At 69.1% G+C, this 22605-nt stretch carries 15 protein-coding genes; 6 read left to right on the forward strand and 9 right to left on the reverse strand.

The features are described from left to right. Positions 1-166: 166 nt before the first annotated feature. Positions 167-874, forward strand: coding sequence for a hypothetical protein (locus ACFWBQ_RS04760; RefSeq protein WP_385483855.1), 708 nt, complete (start codon positions 167-169; stop codon positions 872-874). Positions 875-1356: 482 nt separating this feature from the next. After that, on the forward strand, positions 1357-2373 hold the full coding sequence (locus ACFWBQ_RS04765) for a lytic polysaccharide monooxygenase (RefSeq protein ID WP_385483857.1): 1017 nt from the start codon (positions 1357-1359) through the stop codon (positions 2371-2373). Positions 2374-2429: 56 nt separating this feature from the next. On the opposite strand, the gene ACFWBQ_RS04770 is transcribed toward ACFWBQ_RS04765, so the two are convergent. The 3 genes from ACFWBQ_RS04770 to ACFWBQ_RS04780 form a co-directional block, all read right to left on the reverse strand. Further along, on the reverse strand, positions 2430-3338 hold the full coding sequence (locus tag ACFWBQ_RS04770; RefSeq protein WP_385483859.1) for an esterase/lipase family protein: 909 nt from the start codon (positions 3336-3338) through the stop codon (positions 2430-2432). Between the two features lie 166 nt (positions 3339-3504). After that, positions 3505-4485, reverse strand: a complete 981-nt coding sequence (locus ACFWBQ_RS04775) for an ImpB/MucB/SamB family protein (RefSeq protein ID WP_385483861.1) — start codon at positions 4483-4485, stop codon at positions 3505-3507. Continuing rightward, the gene (locus ACFWBQ_RS04780; RefSeq protein WP_385483863.1) at positions 4482-7937 is read right to left on the reverse strand and encodes a DNA polymerase III subunit alpha; all 3456 of its coding nucleotides are present in this window, start codon (positions 7935-7937) and stop codon (positions 4482-4484) included. The genes ACFWBQ_RS04775 and ACFWBQ_RS04780 overlap by 4 nt, the downstream gene beginning before the upstream one ends. Positions 7938-8375: 438 nt before the next feature. Between ACFWBQ_RS04780 and ACFWBQ_RS04785 the strand changes: the two genes are divergently transcribed. Together ACFWBQ_RS04785 and ACFWBQ_RS04790 are read left to right on the forward strand one after the other, a co-directional pair. Then, positions 8376-9422: a DUF3533 domain-containing protein gene (locus tag ACFWBQ_RS04785; RefSeq protein WP_385483865.1), complete on the forward strand. Its 1047-nt coding sequence runs from the start codon at positions 8376-8378 to the stop codon at positions 9420-9422. A gap of 230 nt (positions 9423-9652) precedes the next feature. Further along, complete coding sequence (locus tag ACFWBQ_RS04790) at positions 9653-10147, forward strand: phospholipase (RefSeq protein ID WP_385483867.1); 495 nt, start codon at positions 9653-9655, stop codon at positions 10145-10147. A gap of 477 nt (positions 10148-10624) precedes the next feature. Here the strand turns inward: ACFWBQ_RS04790 and ACFWBQ_RS04795 are convergent, their stop codons facing one another. After that, positions 10625-11710 carry a S1 family peptidase gene (locus tag ACFWBQ_RS04795; RefSeq protein ID WP_385483869.1) on the reverse strand — a complete coding sequence of 362 codons (1086 nt, stop codon included), beginning with the start codon at positions 11708-11710 and terminating at the stop codon, positions 10625-10627. A 427-nt stretch (positions 11711-12137) separates the two neighbouring features. On the opposite strand from ACFWBQ_RS04795, the gene ACFWBQ_RS04800 reads away from it, so the two are divergent. Further along, positions 12138-13022, forward strand: a complete 885-nt coding sequence (locus tag ACFWBQ_RS04800; RefSeq protein WP_385483871.1) for an alpha/beta fold hydrolase — start codon at positions 12138-12140, stop codon at positions 13020-13022. A 53-nt stretch (positions 13023-13075) separates the two neighbouring features. Here ACFWBQ_RS04800 and fxsT read toward each other — a convergent pair whose 3' ends face one another. The 4 genes from fxsT to fxsA form a co-directional block, all read right to left on the reverse strand. Continuing rightward, positions 13076-17011 (reverse strand): FxSxx-COOH system tetratricopeptide repeat protein, encoded by a 3936-nt coding sequence (gene fxsT, locus ACFWBQ_RS04805; RefSeq protein WP_385483873.1) that lies wholly within the window; start codon positions 17009-17011, stop codon positions 13076-13078. Next, on the reverse strand, positions 17008-18348 hold the full coding sequence (gene fsxC, locus ACFWBQ_RS04810; RefSeq protein ID WP_385483875.1) for an FxsC protein: 1341 nt from the start codon (positions 18346-18348) through the stop codon (positions 17008-17010). The genes fxsT and fsxC overlap by 4 nt, the downstream gene beginning before the upstream one ends. Before the next feature lie 148 nt (positions 18349-18496). Next, entirely contained in the window at positions 18497-20725 is a 2229-nt protein-coding gene (fxsBH, locus tag ACFWBQ_RS04815; protein ID WP_385483877.1) for a radical SAM/SPASM protein FxsBH, inactivated beta-hydroxylase extension form, read from the reverse strand. 77 nt (positions 20726-20802) lie between these two features. After that, positions 20803-20967, reverse strand: a complete 165-nt coding sequence (fxsA, locus tag ACFWBQ_RS04820; RefSeq protein WP_385483879.1) for an FxSxx-COOH cyclophane-containing RiPP peptide — start codon at positions 20965-20967, stop codon at positions 20803-20805. A gap of 212 nt (positions 20968-21179) precedes the next feature. On the opposite strand from fxsA, the gene ACFWBQ_RS04825 reads away from it, so the two are divergent. Continuing rightward, positions 21180-22109, forward strand: coding sequence for a DUF4231 domain-containing protein (locus ACFWBQ_RS04825; protein WP_385483881.1), 930 nt, complete (start codon positions 21180-21182; stop codon positions 22107-22109). 12 nt (positions 22110-22121) lie between these two features. On the opposite strand, the gene ACFWBQ_RS04830 is transcribed toward ACFWBQ_RS04825, so the two are convergent. Continuing rightward, positions 22122-22601, reverse strand: a complete 480-nt coding sequence (locus ACFWBQ_RS04830) for a hypothetical protein (RefSeq protein ID WP_385483883.1) — start codon at positions 22599-22601, stop codon at positions 22122-22124. Positions 22602-22605 lie beyond the last annotated feature (4 nt).

Raw genomic sequence — 22605 nt, forward strand, 5'->3', positions numbered from 1 at the left:
CAGTCACCGGTCCGAGCCGGCATCGGAGCCGGCCGAAGAAGATCCGGGCCGACAGACTTACGGCTCCCACCGTGCGACCAGAACGTCACCAGCAAGCCTTCGCACTCCACGGTCAGTGCCCTCTGTCACTCTGAGGCACCCCATACCGTCGTCGCTGGAGGAGAACGTGATCACTGATCTCGGTCCGCTGGTCATCAATCGCCGAAGCGGCGACGAGCCGATACGAGTCGACGGCCAGGCCGTGACCACCCTGGGTGACTTCTGGAGGTGGGCATGCTCCGACCTGGCCAACAACACCATGCGCGGTGTTCTGGCTGAGTACCTCGTCGCCACAGCACTGGGCGCTGCCGCCGGCACCAGAACCGAATGGGACACGGTCGACATCCGGACCGCCGAGCAGTGGCGGATCGAGGTTAAGTCGGCGGCCTACTTGCAGTCGTGGGCGCAGTCCAAACCATCCGAGATTTCCTTCTCCATCGCGCCGGCCACAGGTTGGGACGCGCAGACCGACTCGACATCGGACGACGTACTTCGCCGCTCGGACGTGTACGTCTTCTGCCTGCTGCGCCACCAGGACAAGCAGACTCTCGACCCTCTCGACCTTGGCCAGTGGACCTTCTACGTGCTGTCCACCCGAGTTCTGGACGACCGGTGTCCAGGCCAGAAGACGATCAGGCTCTCCAGCCTCCAGCGACTACATCCCGTTCACACTGATTTCTCCGGCCTGAGCAAGGCAGTGGCCGCCTGCGCTGACGACCACGGGCAATGCCCCGAAGATCCGCCCGCCACCTTGGCTCTGGGAGCCGTTTGGGAGTCAACTCGCTCGCCAGGCCCCTGCGACACCACGCGAGACCAACCGGGACCACACCTCTGACCAGGGAAAACTCCATCTACGCAGGTAAGGTCAGGGATCGAACCTCATTCGGGACGAAGAGGTCGTGGGTTCAATCCCGCCAGCCACCGCCTACGGACAGCAGGCCCCGGACCTCCGTCCGGGGCCTGCTGTCGTTTGGGAGCCACCCGGTGCCCATCCGGGAGCCGAAGTGGGAGCCACCGAGCACGACATATGGCGAACTCGCCCGGACAGTCCTGGACAGTCAGGCCGCCTGACCATGGGCTCCAGCGGGGCGCGCCGCACGCCACTCTGTCGAGAGACTTAGCCGTCCCTTAAGCCCGCCATAACGATGGCCACCTGCGGCTTTCCACGGCCGAATTCGCCCTGGACGACGACTAGTTTGCTGATCACCGGGACGAGGTCCGTTCCGTCGGTGCGGCATTCGTACGGGGGCGCACCGACGTAACGGACCCTGTGCCGCATCCCCTCACAGCCGTGTCCGTCGAAGGAGAACCGCCACCATGGCCGCCATCAAGACCGCTCGCCGCAGGCTCGCCCCGATCGTCGCGCTCGGCATCGCTCCGCTCGCGCTGACCGGGCTCTCCGCAGCCCCGGCTGCTGCCCACGGTTCGCTGACCGACCCGGTGAGCCGGGTTTCGGCCTGTTTCGCGGAGGGGCCGGAGAACCCGAAGCCGGCCGCGTGCCAGGCGGCGGTCGCGGCGGGCGGCACCCAGGCGCTGTACGACTGGAACGGTGTGAACATCGCCAACGCGGCGGGCAAGCACCGTGAGCTGATCCCGGACGGCAAGCTGTGCAGCGCGGGCAACGACAAGTTCAAGGGGCTCGATCTGCCACGCGCCGACTGGCCGTCCACCCCGATGAAGGCGGGCAGCCACACCTTCCGGTTCCGGGCGACCGCGCCGCACAAGGGTTCCTTCGAGCTGTACCTCACCAAGGCCGGCTACGACCCGTCGCAGCCGCTGAAGTGGTCCGACCTCCAGGAGAAGCCGTTCGCCGAGGCGACCGACCCGAAGCTGGAGAACGGGTCGTACGTCTTCGACGGCACCGTGCCGCAGGCCTCGGGGCGGCAGTTGGTCTACACCGTCTGGCAGCGTTCGGACTCCCCCGAGGCGTTCTACGCGTGCTCCGACGTGGTCTTCGACGGTGAGGGAACCGGCAGCGGTTCCGTCGCCGCCGTCCCGGCCCCGACCGCCTCCGCTCCGTCCGATCAGGAGATCGACAAGGGCGCCGGCAAGTCGTCCGTCGAGCACAACGGGCACGGTGACAACGACGCCGCGACGGGCGCGAAGGTCACCGAGGCGGCCCCGGCCGACGGGGACGGGGACGGGGCCAATGCTCCTGAGCCGAACAGTGCCGCCGCTCCGGCCGCCGCGGCGGACGAGAGCCTTGCCGAGACCGGTGGCAGCAGCAGCACGACATATCTGGCGATCGGCGGAGCCGCCGCGCTGGCCATCGGCGCGAGCGCCCTGTTCGCCTCGGTCCGCCGCCGGGCAGCCACCGGCTCCCACCGCGGCTGACCGCTCACGGCCGGGTCCCCTGCGCGGCCGCACCGCACAGGGGACCCGGCCCCGCCTCAGCCGATCACCGACACACAGTTCGTCGGGGTGGCGTGCGCCGGGTCGAGAGCGTTCTCGACCTCGTGGAAGGCGATGCGGTCGATGGTCCCGATCGCGACATGCTCGGACAGGTCGAGGATGCACAGGTCCTGGAGCAGGACGTTGCGTACGTTCGGGCCGTTCAGGTACTGCGTGCGGTACGGGGTCACGACCTCGTCGTACTGGGTCGCGATGACGGTGTAGCGGACACCGGGCACGGTGTCGCCGCCCGCGTTGAGCTTGGTGATGAAGGCGGATCCGGCGACCTGGTCGGCGAGGCCGGGGGTGTTCATGGTGAGCAGGTCCTCGATGCCGGGGAAGTACGGCAGGAGCTTGGTCAGGCCGAGGAGTGTGGTGCCGTGGTTGTCGGGGGCGATCCCGATCAGGGCGTTCACCTTGCCGGCGCCGCCGAGGTACTTCAGGTAGTAGTTGGGCATCATGCCGCCCTGGGAGTGGCCGACGATGTCGGCCTTGGGTGCGCCGGTGGCGCCGAGCACCTTGTCGACGAACACGTCGAGCTGCCCGGCCGACTTGTCGATGGGGCCGAGGCCGTTGAAGAACGGCACGCCCGGGAGCTGCCCGTAGTCGAGCGAGAAGACGCAGTAGCCCCGGTTGACGAGGTACGGCGCGAGGACGAGCCAGTTGTCGATCGAGTTCCCGAAGGTTCCGTGGACCAGGACGACCGGGCGGGGATGGGCTGCGGAGGGCTTGCAGGAGTAGTCGTTCCAGCCACGGGAGGATGCGGCTGCTTGCGCGGAGGCGGTTTCCGTGGGGGTGGCTGCGGTCGCGGTCGCCATGGGGGTGGCGAGTACGGCGACGGCGAGGAGTAGTGCGGCGAGGGTTCGGCGTGCGCGTGGGGTACGCGAGGCACGGGTCCAGGGCAGCATCGAGTGGTCTCCTTGCGGCTCAAGGGAGTTGCGATGGCTGTGCGCCCTGTGGTCCGGACCACAAGCTGAATGTGCTGACTTTTCTATGTGCTCATGCCAAATTACGCGCGAGTAAGGTAGCGAGGGAAGTTACGCGTCGGTAAAGAAATGCTGACGTGCCGAGCAGTCAGTCGGCCAGAGCGGCCGGCCGCACGGCCCCCGCCCCGAAGCGCCGACGCGCCCGGTCCGCCGCGGCTTCGGCGGCGCGGGCACGCGCGTCACCGCCGTCCAGGAAGAGCTGGTGGTAGGCACCGTCGGCCGGCAGCAGGTCGTCGGCACGGATGGCGAACACGCGGACTCGCGCTCGCTGCAGCCCGAAAGAGGCCAGCAGACCCAGGGCGGCTGCGGCGAGGGCCGGCGAGTGGTCGGTGGGTTCGGGCAGTGTGCGCGTGCGCGTGCTGGAACTGCGGTCGGCGTACCGCACCGTGAGGGTGACCCGGCGGGTGACCCGGCTTTCACCTCGCAGGCGTTGACCGATCCGCTCGGCAAGCCCCAGGACGGCTCGGTGATGCTGTGCCGGATCAAGGCAGTCCCGGTCGAGCACGAGATCAGCGGTCAGATGGGCCGGCGGCTCCGTGAGGGTGACCGGGCGGGGGTCGTGCCCGCGGGCGCGCTCGGCCAGCAGCTGTGCCTGGCCGACACCGAGGAGGCGTTGCAGGGTCGCCGCGGGTACGTCGGCGACCTGGCCGATGGTGTGCAAGCCGTATCTGCCGAGCGTTGCCGCTGTGGTGCAACCGATCCCGGGCAGCGCGGTGACCGGTCGGGGGCGCAGCCAGCCGGCGGCTTCCTCGGCGGGGACCCAGGTGACATGTCCTGGTGCGGACGCGTCGGCCGCCATGGTGGCCAGCATGCGGTTGCCCGCGAGTCCTGCACTGCTGTCCATGCCGTACAGGGCTTTCAGCCGGAGCTTCACAAGCTGGACCACATCGAAGGGGGGCAGGTCGAAGTACCTGAGCGCCGAGGTCAGGTCGAGCTGGACGGCATCGGGCGGGACGGCCTGGACATGGGGCGTGACACCGGACATCAGCTCGATGATGTCGTCGTACTGGCCCTCGGCCGGTGCGGCATGCAGATAGAGGTGGGCGATATGGCGCCGGCGCGGGGTCATCCTGCGCTCCCCGGGCTGGTGTAGCCGAACTTCTTCAGGTCGGCCGAACGTCTGCCGGCAGGCTGCAGGTCGGCGTACGGATGCAGCCGGGCGCCCGTGGTGCCGTTGACCAGGGTGCGCTGCGGCTGCGCGGGGGTGGGCTGCGGATGGCTGGCGCCGAGCAGGGAAAGAGCAGCTTCGGGCCCGTGGTCGCGGCGTGCGGCTGCGATCTCGTCCAGGTCCCAGGCCATGCTGCCGACAACGGTGCGGCGGGTGCCGCGCACCTGGACCGTGCCGCGGACCAGCAGCAGTCCGCTGTGGAAGACGGTGTGCGCGCAGGCGGGGTGGGAGTCCTCGAAGAACGCCAGGTCCACCAGTCCTGAGCCGTCCTCCAGGGTGACGAAGATGATGCGCTTGCCGCTGGCGATGGGCGGGGTCTGGGTGGAGGCCCGTACGCCGGCGACGAGAACCTGCTGACCGGGGCGCAGTCCGGCCAGGTGGGCCGCGTCGGTCGCGCCGATCTCGCGCAGCAGCCGGTGGTGGTGCTCCATCAGGTGCCTGGAGACGTCGATGCCGAGGGTGCTCAGCTCCGCGCTCAGGGCTTCGCGCCCGGTCATCTCCGGAAGACCGCTCGGTTCCGCTCCGCCCACCGCGTCCGACTGCAGGGACAGCTGGCCCTTGCCCGCGGTCCGGACACGGGACTGCCGGTGGAGTTCGGCGATCTGCAGCAGCAGGTCGCGTCGTGTGAGGCGGCCGTCGTGGAGGCAGTTCAGGGCGCCGATCTCGGCGAGGCGTTCGGCGACCGGTCTGCCGGGGTGGGCCCGCTGCCAGAAGTCCGACAGGGATCCGTACGGCTGCCCCTCTTCGATCCGTACGCACTCCTCCTTGCTGATGCCGTGCACCGCGGACAGTGCGAGACGTACCCCCCACTGCTCCGTGTCGGTCCGTTCAACGGTGTGCTCGATCTTGGAGTGGTTGATGTCGACGGACAGGACCGGCACGCCGCGGCGGCGGGCGTCGGCGACGAGGACGCGCTTGGGCCACATACCGGGGTCGTGTTCGAGGAGGCCGGCCAGCAGGAAGGCCGGGTAGTGCGCCTTGAGCCAGGCACTCTGCAGGGCCGGTACGGCGAAGGCGACCGCATGGGCCCGGCAGAACCCGTAGGCACCGAAGGCCTCGACGGTCCTCCACACCTCGTCGCGGACCGCCGTGCTGTAACCGCGAGCGCCTGCCTGGCGATGGAACCAGCCCTTGATCCGGGGCAGCCGGTTCTTGTCGCCGAGTGCACGCCGGGCGATCTCGGCCAGTGCGCGGTCGCAGCCGGTCAGCACGGCCAGGGTCTCGATGATCTGCTCGTGCCAGATGGTCACGCCGTAGGTGTCGGCGAGCACCGGTTCGAGGTCCGGGTGGGCGTAGGACGGTGTGCCGCCATGGCGTGCGGCGATGTACCGCTCGGGCATGCCGCCGGCGACCGGTCCGGGACGGAACAGGCTGATGTCGGCGATGACGTCCTGCGGGTCGCGGGGCTGCAATCGGGACAGAAGATCCTGCTGGCCGGGCGACTCGAGCTGGAACAGACCGAGGGTCTGACTCTCCTGGATGAGCTTGAACGCGAAGACGTCGTCGAGCGGCACCTGCTGCGGGTCGTCCAGGTCGATGTGCTTGCCGGTCGCTCCTTCGATCCGGGCGACGGCGTGGGCCATCGCGGACTGCATCCGGACACCCAGGACATCCAGTTTGATGTTGCCCAGCGCCTCGATCTCCTCCTTCGCCGCCATCGCCATCGGGTAGTCGCCCTGCGGGGTCGGCTGCACCGGCAGCCGGTCCAGGAGTGTCGCGTCGCTGATGACCACGCCGCAGGGGTGCATGGCCATGCCGTGGACCAGGGAGTCGAGGCCCTCGGCGAGCTCCCACAGCGGTCCGTACCGGTCCGCCTCGGCCGCCAGTTGCCGCAACTCGGGCAGCTCGGCGAGCGCGCCGGTGATGTCGCAGGCCCGCAGGTGCGGAAAGCTCTTGGCGATCCGGTCGACTTCTGCCGGCGCGATACCCAGGGCCAGGCCGGTGTCGCGCAGGGCACGGCGGGCCCGGTAGGTCTCGGGCATGGCGGTGACCGCCACCCGTTCCTTGCCGAACCGGTCGAAGATCGCGTCGTAGCACTCCAGCCTTCTGGCGGACTCCACGTCGATGTCGATGTCCGGAAGAGACGCTCGTCGCACGCTGAGGAAGCGTTCGAACAGCAGACGGTGGTCGAGTGGGTTGGCGGTGGCGATGCCCAGCGCGTGGCAGACCATCGACCCGGCGCCCGAGCCGCGGGCCGCGACCCGGATGCCCTTCGCCCGGATGTCGGTCACGACCTGGCCGACGGCGAGGAAGTACGAGTCGTAGTTCAGCTCGGCGATCACGCCGAGTTCTTCGTCCAGCCGGTCGAGCGCCGCTCGGTCGCGGTCCAGGCCGCGTCGGGCCATACCGGCCTCACACTGCTGGCGCAGCAACTGCGCTGCACCGTCCTTACCGGGCTTGGCACCGAGGAGCGCCGGCTCCGGGAAGTGCCGCGCGCCGAGCCCGAGATCCACTTCGGGGTCGAGGGCGCAGGAGACTGCGGTGGCGGTGGTGTCTGCCAGCAGGCGGTGTGCCCGCCGGGGGGCCGCTCCGGCGCACTCGGCGATCAGCCGTGCGATGCCTGCCATCGCGCCCTCGCCCTTGAGCCAGCGCTGCCCGCTGTCCAGGCGGCGCCGGTCGATCGGCCGCAGCAGTCGCGCGGCGTCCAGGACGTCGGCGAGCCGGTGCTGGTCCGGGTCGGCGTAGCGGACGGCGTTCGACAGCACGGCAGTGGTGCGGGTGCGGTCGGCCAGCGCCAGGGTGCGGGCAGCCAGGCGAAGCGATCCAGGTCCGAGGCCGGAACGTTTCTGTGCAACGGTCTCCAGCCGGACCCCGTCCCCGAAGATCTCCCGCCACGGCGCCAGCAGTTTCACGGCGACGTCCTCCCGGCCTGCCGCCAGTGCCCGTACCGGCTCCGAGAGCGGCCCGAGCAGCACGATCAGACCGGGGCCGCCGTGCTCGCGCAGCGCCTCCCACGGCACCACCACCGGTGCCGCGCCGGATGCGGTGCCGGCGTGCGCGGCCGACGTGATGCGGCACAGCCGCGCCCATCCGGCCCGGTTCTGCGCGAGCAGCACGAACCGCAGCGGCGGCTCGACGACGTGGGCGCCACCGCGCGCCGGGGTGCGGCGCCGCTGTGCCGGAGGCGGTGGCGCGATGGCCTCGACCGCCAGATCGACACCGAAGACCGGCCGGACGCCGGTCCCGGCGCAGGCCTGCGCGAACCGTACGGCCCCGGTGACCGTGTCCCGGTCGGTGAGCGCGACCGCTGTCATACCGCGCTCAGCGGCCCGCCGGACGAGGTGCTCGGGATGGGCTGCGCCGTAGCGGACGGAGTAACCGGACGCGACGTGCAGATGGGCGAAGCCCGCCATGTCGCACCTCCATCACTCCACCCCATTTAACCGATTTACCCGATACGTCTATCGTACGCTCGTTCGATTACCCTAGCTCCATCAACCCAGGTCGGCGACATAATTCGAACGTGTGATCGTTTTTGCGGTGCCGATGGCAGCGCCTGGACAGGTGTCTCACCGTCATCTCCGCGACCCAGTAGGAGGGTTGGCACGGTTCGGCCTCCGTAACGCACGCATCCGTTCGTGACGAGAGCTTCGTCACCCCCGACGGCCTCGGCCAGCCTCAGCCGTGACCACGAGCCGGAGGACTGTTCGCGGCCACGCACTCCCGAGGCACAGCCCATCGCCGCGGATCCCGCGACACCCGCGGCCCGGGACGGCCCCCACCGCCCCTCCCCTGGGCCATTCGGCCCCGCCCCGCCTGCGTGAACAACGGGCCGCCCGGACCGTAGGGGCATGACTTTCGCCGGTGAAGTGAAGAACGCCGTCACCGCACGGGCCGCACTGCTCGTCATCGGCGTGCTCGGGCTCCAGCTGCTGTTCATCGCGTCGTACGTCGGGGCCCTGCACAAGCCCGACCCGACGGATGTCCCCTTCGGTGTCGTCGCCCCGCAGCAGATGTCCGGGCAGCTCGTCACCGGACTGGGCGACCTCCCGGGCGGCCCGCTGGACCCGCGCGCGGTCAGCGACGCGGCCGAGGCCCGCCGACAGATCATGAACCGTGACATCGACGGCGCCCTGGTCGTCAGCCCCACCGGGGCGACCGACACCGTCCTCGTCGCCTCCGGGGGCGGCACCGTACTGGCCGACACCCTGGTCAAGATCATCGCGAAGGCGGAGGAGCCCCGGCAGCGCACGGTGCGAGCCGTGGACGTCGCCCCGGCCTCCAGAGAGGACTTCGACGGCCTGTCGTCCTTCTATCTGGTCGTGGGCTGGTGCGTCGGCGGCTACCTCTGCGCTTCGATCCTGGCGATCAGCGCGGGCACCAGGCCCGCCAACCGGCAGCGCGCGGCCATCCGCACCGGCGTCATGGCGCTGTACTCGATCGCAGGCGGGATCGGCGGCGCGGTCATCGTCGGACCGGTCCTCGGCGCACTCCCGGGCAGCGTGTGGGCCCTGTCCGGGCTCGGCGCCCTGGTCGTCTTCTCGGTCGGCATGATCACTCTCGCCCTGGAGGCACTCACCGGCATCGTCGGTATCGGCCTGGCCGTCCTGATCATCGTGATCGCGGGAAATCCGAGTGCGGGCGGCGCCTTCCCGCTGCCGATGCTGCCGGACTTCTGGCGGGCGATCGGCCCCGCCCTGCCGCCGGGCGCGGGAACCTGGGTGGCCCGCTCGATCGCGTACTTCAAGGGCAACGCGGTCACCGGACCGTTGCTGGTGCTGTCGGCCTGGGCGGTCGCAGGCACGGTCGTCACCCTGCTTCTGTCCATGCGGCGCAGGCCGGACGGGGCGGAGGAAGCGGCAGCGGCAGCGGCAGCGGGCGGTTCGAGCCTCGCCTGAGGCTGTACGCATCACCCGGGCAGCGAACTCCGCGATGTTCGCTCAGCACCCGATGCCGGCCCGGCGCCCGGTAGCCCCCCGTGACCGCTGCCCGACCGGCGCCCCAATTCTTGGCGTCAGATTGACGAAACAGCTAGGCATGGCAGGTACATGACGGCATTCTGAAGCGGCCCCGTGCGACCCACGGAGCACGGCAAGCACAACTCCCTTTCATCCCACGGAGGTTGCTCATGCGTCGCCGATTCACCGCTCCGCTCACCGCAGTCGCCCTGTCGCTCCCGCTCGCTCTGATTCCCGCCGCATCCGCCTCGGCTGCACCCTCGGACAAGCCCCAGGTCCTCAGTTCCTGGACCCAGACGAGCGCCTCCAGCTACAACGCCTGGAACGCCGCCCGCAACAACCAGGGCGGCTGGGCAGCGTACGGCTTCGACTGGTCGACGGACTACTGCAGCACCTCGCCCGACAACCCGTTCGGCTTCCCGTTCCAAACGGCCTGCGCCCGCCACGACTTCGGCTACCGCAACTACAAGGCCGCCGGCACGTTCCCCGCCAACAAGTCCCGCATCGACTCCGCGTTCTATTCGGACCTCAAACGCGTATGTGCCGCCTACTCCGGCGCAACGCTCACTTCGTGCAACGCCACGGCCTGGACGTACTACCACGCCGTGGACATCTTCGGCGTGGCACCGGCCAAGGCGAACACCAGACTGCCCCAGGCCGCCTGACCGCCGTCGTCCCGTCGGGCCCGGGTCACGTAGAGCCGCCCGGGCCCGGATCGGCCTGACCACGCGGGCCGGTAACCGCTCGCAACACGCTCACCGGCTCCGGCGGATCGACTCACTGCCACATCGGGCACACCCGCAGGACTACGGACGCACCCCCCAGGATCCTGTCCCCGTGATCGAATCGGGGGGCGCAGGCTCTGCGTGACCGGACAAGAGACGAAGAGAGACACGCCAAGGACGTCGGCGGGCGCGATCGGCGGAAATGGCAGGAAGCCCACACCTTCCTGATCCAGATGTGGGATGCGATCTCGAGCGATGCAGCTCGCCATGCATCTCGACACCGCCCGGCGCCGTACCGGGCCCGGGGCAGTGACGGCGAAGGGCCGTTCCGACGTCCACCGGTCACGAAAACGGGCCCGCTCGCCTCATGTGGGGTGAGGGAGCGAGCCCGTCTCCTACCGGAACAGGGGTTCTACGTCAGCCGATCTCGGCTCCGAAGGCGGACAGCGCCTCCGGTACCGGCTGGAAGAAGGTCTCGCCTCCCGAGGAGCAGTCGCCGCTGCCGCCCGAGGTCAGGCCGATGGCGGTGTCGCCCGAGAAGAGCGAGCCGCCGCTGTCGCCCGGCTCGGCGCAGACCGTCGTCTGGATGAGCCCGTTGACGATGTCGCCGTTTCCGTAGTTCACCGTGGCGTCCAGAGCGGTGACCTCACCGTCGTGCACCTGGGTCGTGGAGCCGCTGCGGGTCACCGACATGCCCACGGTCGCCTCGCCCGCCTTGGTGATCGGCTGGGTGGAACCGTTGTAGAGGTTCACCTCGCTGGGGTGCGGCACGTCCGAGGTGTACTTGACCAGACCGAAGTCGTTGTCCGGGAAGCTGGAGCCCTCGTTGGCACCGATCTCCGCGCCGCCCTGCGAGTCCGACCAGCTGGTGATGGACTCGGTGCAGTGCCCGGCGGTCAGGAAGTACGGCTCGCCGCCCTTGACCACGTTGAAGCCGAGCGAGCAGCGCCCGCCGCCGCCCCAGATGGCGTCGCCGCCTGCGATCAGGGGCTTGAACTCCCCAGCGGACTTGCTGAGTTCGGCCTTGGCGCCGAGCCCCTCGACCACCGCGCTGAGCTTGTCCCAGGCCGCGCCGTCGACCGTACGGTCGGCCGTGACGACCACCTTGTTGCTGACCGGGTCGACGGCCCAGGAGGTGCCGGGGATGGTGGCCTTGTCGGTGAGGGTCTGCCGGGCCGACGTCAGCTCGGTGAGCGAGTTCTGCACGACTCTTGCCTTGCCGCCGGCCTGACGCACCTGCTCGGCGGCGACCTCGTCGAGGACGTTCACGACCAGGTTCTTCGCCTCGGCGTCGTAGTAGGCCCCGGCTGTGTCGCCGGCCAGGGTCCTGTCCAGGGTCGTGGCGAGATTTCCGGCCGCGTTCGCCGTCAGTGTCCGTGCCGTGAATTGGGGCACGTCATCACTGGCGTTCGCAGTCTGGAAGGTAACTCCTGCTGCAACCAGGGCGACGACGGCCGATCCTGCTATGGCCGCACGCTTCCTGGATATGCGTCGGTGCTTCAACTTCGACCTCCTGTGGGGCCGTGTACGGACAAGTGGGGTGTCCGGAACACGGAGGATGGAGCCGCCCACTATTCCGATGCGGGCGATAGCACACAAGGTCGACTTCAGGACGCACACACGACAACGACGCTTCGCTCCTGCCCCGTTCACAACCGGGAGGTCTGGCCACGTCGGTTCCACATGCGAACACCGCGTGCAGTCGGTTGTCGGCAGCGGGTGAGGACTAGTCCTGTCCTGTTTTCGCCCTTCCGGGTCCGGATGCTGGGGTTGCGGGTCCGGATGCGGTACAAGCCGGAAACCGGGCGAACACGGGTTCCTTCCGACAAGGAGTGCCGGTAATGCCTTTGATGGGTCATCATCGAACTGGCAGCACACATCGGGCACTTGGTGCCCGGACCGGGCGGGGCGACCGAGCGGAGGCGGCGGGGTGCGCAGTCGGGTGCGCGTGGCGGACGGGCGGCATCTGATGGTCGAGCGTCAGGGGGATCCGCGTGGCAGACCGGTCTTCCTCCTACACGGAATGCCGGGCAGCCGGCTCGGCCCCGCTCCACGCGGAATGGTCCTCTACCAACGCAAGATGCAGCTGATCGCCTATGACCGCCCGGGGTACGGCGGTTCCGACCGGCTGGCGGGACGCCGGGTGGTGGATGTCGTCGAGGACGTACGGGCGATCGCCGACTCGCTCGGCCTGGAGCACTTCGCCGTGGTCGGCCGGTCGGGCGGCGCGCCGCACGCCCTGGCCTGCGCCGCGATGATGCCCGACCGGGTCACCCGTACCGCCGCACTGGTAGGCCTGGCCCCCTGGGATGCCGAGGGCCTCGACTGGTTCGACGGGATGGCCGCGTCGAACGTCCTCGCGTACTCCGCAGCCGCGGCCGATCCCGACGGGCTCGCGGAGTCCTTCATCAGCCGCTCGGCGGAGATCCGGCAGGATCCGGTCCGGCTCCTGGACGACCTGCGCCGGGAGCTGACCGACTCCGACCGGATCGTGGTCAACGACGCGGGCATCCGTACGATGCTCCTCGCCAACTACCGTGAGGGGCTGCGCACATCGGCGTACGGCTGGATCGACGACGCGCTCGCGTTCTGCCGGCCTTGGGGGTTCGACCCCGCGGACATCACGGGCCCCGTGATGCTGTGGCACGGCGAGAAGGACGTGTTCTCACCGATCGGCCACTCCCGCTGGCTGGCCGGGCAGATCCCGGACGTCACCGCCGTGATGGAACCGGCGGCAGCACACTTCGATGCGCTGTCCGTGCTTCCGTCAGTTCTCAACTGGCTGCTGGACGACCGGGAAGCGGCGGTCTGCTGAGGACAACGGTCTGCTGAACACGGTGGGGGCTCCGGCCGGGAGCCCCCACCGGATCACACCGACATCGGTTCCAGTTCGCGCCAGAACCTGCGCTCGTCCCTCGCTATCCGGGTCAGCGGGTGATCGTCCCCGAGCTGCCGTGCCAGCTCCTCACCGGTCTCCGCCCGCAGCCGCAGCGCCTCGTCCTTGCGCCCCATCGCGTCGAGCGTGACCGCGAGGTTGGAGGTCATGGCCAGGGTCTCCGGGTGGTGTGCCCCCAGAACCTCCCTGAGCTGACCGGACACCCGCCGCTCGGTCTCCAGCACGATGTCGAGCGCGCCCCCGTCAGCAGTCGCATTGGCCAGGTTCATGACGGAGAACAGCGTGTTCGGATGCTCCCGCCCGAACACCTGGCGCATCGAGGCGACCACCTTCGTCAGCAGCCTCTCCGCTTCCCCGGGCACACCCGTCCCCGAGAGGTAGACGCCGAGGTTGTTCTGCGCGGCCAGGGTGTACGGGTGCTGCTCCCCCGGCACCTTCATGTACTGGTCGACCACCTCCTGCGCGGCGTCCCGGGCCTCGGCCGCCTCCCCCGCGGCGAACAGGTCGGCCGCCATGTTGAGGTCGCAGGCCAGTGATTCGGGGTTGGCCGAGGTGTACTTGGCCCGGTACCTGGCGCGCGTGGCCACCGTCAGCCTGCGCGCGTCCTCCAGCTGCCCCGCCCGGCGCAGGGACACCGCGAGGCTCTTCGCGGCACTCAGGGTGGTGGGATAGGTCCGGCCGAGGGTGGCCTTGTAACTGTCGTACGTACGGCTGAGCAGACCGACGGAGTCCTCGTACCGCCCGACTTCACGCAGGTCACGGGCCAGAGCGTTCGCGGAGGAGAGGCTGTACGGGTGCTCGGGTCCCAGCACCTCGGACCGCAGGTCGTAGCAGTCCTGGTCGATCTCCCTGGCCCTGGCGTACTGCCCCACACTCCGCAGGTTGAGCGCCAGGTTGTTGGCCGCCGCCAGCGTCCGTGGGTGCCGTTCGTGGAAGATCTGCCCGAAGCCTTCATGGGCCTTGGTCGCCAGCTCGATCGCCTGGCCGTAGTCCCCGAGCAGGCCCAGGTCGATGGCCAGACTGCTGGTGGTCATGAACGTGTGCGGGTGCTCCGGCCCCAGCACCTCCTTCTGGCGCCGGAGAGTGAACTCGTCGAGCTCCTTCGCCTCCACGTACCGGCCGCGCGTGCGCAGGATGTTGGAGATGTGGAAGCAGAGGTACAGGTACTGGAGATCCTCCTCCCCCAGCATGCTCATCCAGGTCTCGCGCAGCTCGTCCCCGAGCCTGGCCGCGGTCCTGACATCTCCTCGCTTCCACAGGTAGCGCACCCGGTCGATCAGGAGCCTGCGGGTCTCCGGTTCCCTGCAGTTGCGCGCGTCGGACGGGCCGAGGTGCGGCCAGATCGCGGCGAAGCGCGGCCACGTCTCCGGGTTGTCGATCGGCTCGTCGTCATCGGGCCGTGCACCCGCCAGAACCCGGTGGACGACATGCCGTGCCTCGCGCTGCTCCTCCTCGCTGAGCTGGGCCCTGATCACCGCCTGCACCAGACGGTGCACCTGGATGGAGTTGGAGACCTGGTCGACCTTGGCGAGGGCGAACCGGCCGATCTCCCGGATGACCCGGCCCAGGACCAGCTTCTCCTGGAGCGAGGAGTCGTACGGCTTCAGCGCCTCGATCATCTCCTTGCTGTACAGGAGATTCGCGGAGATCGGCTCGGGGGCGAAGAAGGCGCAGAGCTGGAGCAGCCGCACCGCGGCGGGCGAGCGCTCCTTGAGGCGTTCGATGGAGATGTTCCAGGTGGCCGCGACGGGCTCCGGGTAACCGGCCGGCTGGTTCAGGGCCAGGACCTGGGGAGCCTGGCGGGCCAGCTGCTCCAGGTAGGTGTCGATGGGAGTGGCGGTCTCCGCGATCCAGGCCGCCGCCTGCTCGACGGCGAGCGGCAGGTCACCGACGGCGGTGGCCACCTGGGCGGCGTCCTCGTCGCTCAGCCCCGGGGCCCGTCGTTGCAGGTGCTCGATCGACTCCTCCCGGAGGAAGACATCGACGGGCAGTGCATCGCCGTGCTGGGACCACGCCTGGTTCCTCGACGTGACCAGGATGTGGCCGGAGCCGCCCTGCGGGAAGTAGCGCCTGAGCCGCTCGGGATCGTCGGCGTTGTCGAAGACCAGCAGCCAGCGGTCCGAGGGCACGCCGCGCCGCAGCAGGTCCACGGCCTCCTGGGAGGCGGAGGCCATGTCGTCCCCGCCCTGCGCCCCGAGCCGGACGGCGAGTTCGGCGAGACTGGCCACCACGTCGTCGGTCTGCTCGGACGAGATCCACCACACCAGGTCGTAGTCCGCCATGAAGCGGTGCACATACTCCAGGGCCACCTGGGTCTTGCCGACGCCGCCGAGTCCGTACAGGGCCTGCGGCTGCGGCAGCACAACGGCCATCCCGCCGCCGAGCTGGTCGCGCATCCGCTCCAGGACCAGGGAGCGGCCGGTGAAGCCGGGGTTGCGGGGCGGTGCGTTCCAGATCCGCGGCACGGTGCCGGGGAACCGGGGCCCGGGCGACACGCCGTCGCCGAGCTGGACCGGCCTGTCCAGGGCGCGCATCAGAGCGGTCGTGGCATGCACTTCGTCCAGCCGGAACAGGTCGACCGGGTTGCGGTCGATGTACGGGGTGGAGAGCCGCACATCACTGACCCTGAGCGGCAGCAGCTGTCGCCGCCCCCCGCCGGAGTCCTCGGCAACCGCCCTGTCCCACAGGTCCACGGCTCGCTGGGACTTGAGGTAGGCGCTGGAGAGCAGCACGACGGTACGGGGCGCCGCCTCGGCCGTGGTGTGCGTGGCGTCCACGGAGGGGGGTTCGGCCGAGACATCTCGCGGGACGACCCGGAATCCGGCCCGGGTGAGGACCGATTCGACCCAGTCGGCCCACATGCGGTTCTCCGCCACATAGCTGAGGAAGAGATCGGCGGGCAGCGCGGGCCTGCGCCGGGTGAAGGCGTCCCGGATGCGCAGCCGCACCTCTTCGCCCACCGGCGGCATCGAGGTGATTTCCCTCTGCGTGACGACCGCGGTGAGGCGTTCGAAGGCGGACAGGAGCGAGTTGCTGAGTCCGGCCTCGTCGCCGAAGGTGGCGAGGGTCTCCTCGTACGCGTAGTAGGGGCGGTAGGGAATCTCCACCGCGCCCCAGTAGGCGGTGAGTTCGTCCCCGGAGAGGTCGCGGGGCAGCCGGTCGAACTTCAGCCGCGCCAGGGCACGGCCGGCGTCGGCCTTCTCCTTCTCGCCCTCGTCGATACGCATCGGGACGGGGAAGATGGAGATGGGCCGGCCGGTGTAGCGCTCGGCGATCTGCCGGGCGACGGAGGCCGCGCCGTCGATGGACTGGTCGCTGAGGGTGAAGCAGTCGACGAGCACGTCCGGGAGGTGGACGGTGCAGATGTCGGCGATGTCGCTGAGGCCGGTGCGGCTGTCGATGAGGACGTAGTCGTAGTTGGCCTTCATGTCGTCGCGCAGCGCGTCGAAGAAGTGCCCGCCGCCGAGCCGGTCGTAGAAGTTGTCCCAGTCGAAGGTGGAGACGGTCGCGGAGTACTCACGGTTCTGACGGCCGGCGGAGACGAAGTCGAGGGTGCCGCCCTGCGGGAACTCCCAGCCGAGCGCCTCGGGGTTGAGAGAGACCGCGTGCGGCTGTATGCGGGCGTAGTCGCGATGCCAGTCGTCCGCGCGCTGGGCCGGGTTGGTCGCGGCCCAGGCGTATTCGGTGATCAGGTCGATCACCCCGGTGGTGGCACCGAGCGTCGACGGATCGAGGAAGGGGTGGAAGAACCGGTGGAGCCCGGGGGCTTCCAGGTCCCAGTCGACGGCCAGCACCCGTTTGCCGTTGGCGGCGAGGATCCAGGCGGTGTTCGCCAGGGCCATGGTGCGCCCCGTGCCGCCCTTGTACGAGTAGAAAGTGACGATGCGCCCGTCACGACCGGCTGTCATACGTCCTCCGCATCCGTCGCAGGGTCGTGCATGTCGGGTATGAACTGCGTGCTGCCCATGGGCCCCATCAGTCGCGTCCGTTCACTGTGCCGTCCACCCGCGGGTGGATAGACCGTCGCATGCCTCAGGTACTGCTGAGCGGCCACCTCGACCACTTGGGGAAGGATCTGTCCGAACGCCTCCATGGTGGGTACCCCTTTGGCCGCGACGCGGCAGAAGGCCCGCCCCTGCCGCATCTTGGTCGGCATCGTCTGCTCGAGCTTCTCGGTCAGTTCGGCCTCGGCGGCTCTGCTCTGGTGGTCGTCGCGGCACCAGGGCACCACCATGGTCACCCAGGGCCGGTTCTCCGCGTCGAAGGCGGCGAGCCTGCGCCTGCGGTCCTCGTCCTGAAGGGCCCAGCGGTCGACGAGGAGTATCTCCGGTGTACTGGGCGGCTGTTTGCCTTCCGGCTGTCCGGACTCCTCGTCGAACGAGGTGATGACCGCCTGGTAGTTGAGGGAGCGCACCAGCTCTTCGGCGACATAGGCCAGAGGCCTGGCAGCGGCCGGGTGATAGGGATTCCACTCCTGCGGATTGTCGCCGTAGTACGCCGGGTTGCGCCCTTCGGGCAGGTCATGGCGCGTGGGCGCGGCAATCGTGATCCGCATGGGCCTGGGAACGCCCACGCCGCTGTCCGGTGGTCCGAAGGCGCTGGGAACGAGGCGGTAGTCGAGCGGTCTGCCGGAGTCGAGCTGCACGGTGTCGGCGACGCTGACAATGCGTTTGGCCAGTTCGTAGACGGCCCGTTCGTATTCCTGGGCGAACAGTCTGAGCTTGATCAGCCCGTAGAGCCCGTCGCTGACGTAGCGGTCCCCGAAGTCACGGTGGTTGAACTGTAACCGCTCGGCCGGACCGGGAAGTTGGCTGGGAGGCACCGGTACCCAGAGCGCGGGGACGATCGCCTCCGCGGGCTGATTCGAACGCGCTCGGTAGTGGATGGCCCGCTGTTCGAAGGCGTACCACTCCTTGCCGCACATCTCGCTGGCGAAGTAGCGCGGCGAGAACAGCGGCACGAAGACCCGGCAACTGGCCAGCACGCCGCCCAGCCGTTCCGACCAGCCCTCGCCGGAGCGTATCTCCCGGTCCATGAACCCGGCCGGCGCGCCCGCGGGCAGGTTGGTCATGGCCATCACATGGCCGCAGAGATCTTGGAAAAGCCGTTCGACCCACATATCTGGGTCCGATCCACCGCCGTACCCCGGTGTGTGCGCGTAACTCAGAAAGAAGTACGGCCGATGGTCCGCTCGCTGCTGCGTAAATGCGTGCACACGACCCCCGTCCTGTGTGAGCACCCGCATCCCAGGACTGTGGAGGGGGTGCGAGCGAATTCATCATTCCGGAGCGGACCTTGCTCCACCCCCATGGCGTTCGGTCAATCAACGCCGCTTTTCAGTCATCCATACCCAGGATTCACCGGTACGTTCTCGGGCCGCAGCAATCTTGAGGCTATTCGGCCCACTTGTCCTGTGTTCGCTTCACCTCCTCCTCGAGTGCTGCGATGAACTGCCTTCCCGCGGCCGTGGGCTCGGCTGCCGATCCCATCATGTCGAGTGCCTCGTCCACGCCTTCCATGAAACAGGGATCAAGAGCGGCGAACGCCACCCGTTCATGGGTTTCGGCCAGCAGCCGGGAAAACGGAACTGATCCGTCCTGCCAGAGTGGGAAATAGTCCCAGGAGCCGTCCGACGCATAAAGATCCGTGACATCGAGCAGCGCCCGCAAAGTGGTCCGCCGGAAACCGCCCAGAAGTTCGAGTGCCAGCTGTTTCGCGTCATCCGTCGACGTCAGACCGATGGTCCCGTATCCGTGCGGCCGCTCGGCGTGGCGGCCGGCGGTGAGCGGGGTCAGCGTCGTCAGACTGCCGGCGGCTGCCGCGGCCTGCGACGGCGCCTCCCTCTCCAGCAGTTCCCACGCCTCGGCCAGACCGGCTTCCCACTCATCGGCCTCGGCCCGCCCGAGCCGGGGGGCTGCCGGAGCAGCGAAACAGTCCCGGTACGGGTCGAGGTCGTCGAGAGCGAAGCGGGGCGCGCCGTCCTGGCCGAAGTGGCGCACCGGACTCCAGTCGGGGCTGTCCGCCCCGTGCAGGATCCGCCACTCCCCACCGCCGTCGTCACGCCGGGCCACGAACCCGTCCCCGGTCGGCGTCAGCCGAACCGTGCCCGGCTCGCCCGACCCGCCGACCCGGAGCTCGCCGAGTGTGGGCAGATGGAGCCGGCCGTCCCGGTAGTCGGCCCGAGCCGTCAGACCGAGACCCGACCGCACCGTGGCGGCCGCCACGTAGGCCGGCAGGCGCAGCGCCTCGTCCACCGCATCGGGCCGTCCCGCATGCAGCCCTCCCAGCACCTCGAGCAGCCAGGTCCGCGTGTACGGGTGCGCCAGCACGCGATCGAGCCCGGCGGCTCCCTCCTCGGACGACTCGAGCACGCCCGCCAATTCCCAGGCCTCGCTCCACCGCGGGCCGCCGCGGCCGTCGAGGTCGGCGTGGAGCCTGGCGAGCAGGGTACGGGTCAGGTCCTGCTGCGCGTCGACGAGTTCGGCACGGTCCGTGACCGCCGGGGACACCTCGGTACGCGCCTCGATGCCGCGCACCAACGCCTCCAGGTCGCGGCAGTACACGGACGGGTTGTCGAAGTCGTTGGCCGAGCGGTACCGGTGCGTGTACAGCCCCCCACCGCACGAACGTACGACGGGGCAACGACGGCAGGTCTCGCTGACACCGGCCAGACCGAGCTGTCGCGCCCGGACCCCCGGGTGTACGGCAACGTCGTCGAAGGAGTGGGAGAACACGTCGAAACCGGTGGCTGCCGCACCCTCGTAGGCGCTCTTGAGCGAGTCGACCTGTTCCAGCTGGCCGTCCGTCTCGACCACCACGAGGTCGGTGGGGGCCAGTCCCAGCGACTCGGTGAGGCTGGGCCCGCCGCTCAGAGTGGAGAGCACGGAGGAGAAGAGGCGCACCGGCACCGGGCTGCCCCGGTCCCGCCAGTGGTCGTAGATCTTGAGGAGCCACTCGGCGTACGCCGTTTCGGACCCGTCCGGGCGGGGCGGCGGCTCGTCCCAGGTGGCGTGCGGGAGGAGGAAGTCGATGAGGGGCGGTTCGAGCTCGACCAAGGCGTCCAGAACCGCCTCCGGGTCGTTCTCGATGTCGATGGTGCACAACAGCCCGAGGTCGAGATGGCGGTAGCGCTCCTGCCGGAGCAGCTCGACGGCCTTGAGTACGAGGGGGTGGCTGCTGCGTCCGTCCGCGAAACGGCGGTGCCGGTCATTGGCCGCACGGTCGCCGTCGAGGGAGATGCCCACCTTGACGCCGAACTCGTCGAACAGGTCCAGATAGCGGGGGCTGAGCTGAAGACCGTTGGTGTGGATCCGCAGGTCCAGTTCGGCGACACCTGACAGGGCCGAGCCGAACTCCTCGCAGACCTTCCGCAGACGGGCGGGGCCGGCCAGCAGAGGCTCCCCTCCGTGCAGGATCACTGACACGGAGGGCAGTGCATGTGTCTTGGCATGCTCAGCCAAGCGCTGAGCCGTCCGGGAAATAACATGGTCAGAGACTGTTTTGGGGCGGGTTCGCCAGCTCTGATCCGCATGTTCGTAGACATAGCAATGATCGCAAGCGAGATCACACCTGCTGTGCACCTTCAGAACGATTTCGCGGAATGGCAGCGCGGGCCCTGTCATTTCACCAGTCTAGCCAGTGAAGCGGACAGGCCAGGCCATTCTGCCGGTCCAGCCGGCAAGCGGCGCGGGGGATTCTGTCAGAGCGCCGAGTTGAAGGTCGATGTCTGCTTCGGGCGACCGGCTGTCGTCGCGAGTACGCGCCCCAGTTTCTCGGCGGCGGCGCCATCGGAAGTTTCGATCTTCGCGAGCGGCACACGACGCTTCGCAACAGCGAAGTTGGGAGTGGTTTCGTAGGTCTTCACGGCCGTCCTTGATGGGCTCGTTCCGGACACGGAAACAGCACCGGCACCTGCACCATTGCAGTGTCCGGCGGCACGACTTTACTCTCATGGCCCTGGTGTGCAACTCGACTCGTACGGCTGTAACCCGAGTGATTTGCGGGACTGCTCCAAATGGACGGGAACCCTTCCATTTCAGCAATCGGGTGACCACTACATCGAATACAGGAGTGATCATGACGGCGATTCCCGGACCGCTGCAGAGCATGGTCTTCAGGAGCGCTGATCTGCCCGCACTCTTCCACCACACGGACGCCATCGCCATCGCACGCCAGCGGGAGGCGATCAATACCACCCGCGGACAGCTGGTCCTGCTCGCCCTCGGCACCGTGCCCGCCGCCCTCCCCTGGCATGTGGAGGTCGGTGATTCCATCCAACTCCTCGACGCCGTAGCCGTGTTGGCGTACCTCGGTGTCCTGATCACGACGTACCTCGCCTCCCGGCGCAAAGCAAAGTCGCATTGGCAACTCAACCGTTCCGCAGCGGAGTACATCAAGTCCAACTGCTGGCGCTACGCGGTGCACGGCTCGCCGTTCGACACCGGCACTCACCATCCGGAAGCCGTGTTCGCCAACCGGCTGGAGGACGGCCTTCAGGAGCTGAGGAAGGTGGGGTGGGACGACCCCCGGGAGGAGATGACGGACGCGGGCAGCGGGCTCATCACCGAGTCCATGCGCGAATTACGGGACAAGGCCTTCACCGTGCGGAAGGAGACGTACATCCGGGACCGGCTGATCGAGCAGCGGCGCTGGTACCGCAGACGCCAGCAGGTGTCCCGGCGCGGTGCGTTCGTCTGGTCGAGCACGATCGCCGCACTGACGCTGCCTGCCCTGGCCCTCGCCCTGCTGCAGACCTTCGGCACCGCCGGGTCCTTCGCGCTGACCGGGTCGCTCTCCGCCGCCGCTGCCGCCTGCCTCGCCTGGAACGAGATGCGCCGCCATCATCCGCTCGTGTCCGCGCACTCCCTGGTGGAGGAGGACCTGGAGAACATGCAGGCCGCGATGGAGACCACCCTGACGGAGCGGCAGTGGGCGGCCGCCGTCTTCGAGACCGAACGGATCGTCTCTCCCGAGCACACGGACTGGCTGGCCAGGCACCGGATGTGAGTCCGCGCCCGTTCAGGCGCGCTCCACCCCGTCCCGCCAGATGACCGTGACCGGCCGGCCCAGAGTACGGGCGTACGTCACGATGTCACCGGTGCCGCCCAGGCCCCGCGCCGGCCGGCCGTCCCAGACCGCGAGCAGCCGGTCGCAGTGGTCGGCGATGTAGGCGCCCGCCGCGTAGTAGGCCTCGTCGGTGGAGTGCGGGAAGTCCATCCGGACCTCGCGGACGGCCCTCGCCTTGAGCATCCGGTAGCGCGCGAGATCGGCCTCGTCGTCGAAGCCCGCCTCGTAGTCCCCGCTGGGGATCACCGCGGTCAGTTCCGCACCGTGGGCCAGTGCGAGGTCGGCGAAGAGCTGGTCGGCTCCGACAGCCAGGCTGGAGAGCGCCTCCACCGAGCCTTCGAAGCCGCACAGCGCCGCCCGTATGCCCTCCAGGACATGCGCGTAGACCTCCTGGGGGATGGATCGGTGACCGGTCACTCCGATGCGTTTCACGGAC

The sequence above is a fragment of the Streptomyces sp. NPDC060035 genome, from assembly GCF_042736635.1.
Classification (GTDB): domain Bacteria; phylum Actinomycetota; class Actinomycetes; order Streptomycetales; family Streptomycetaceae; genus Streptomyces.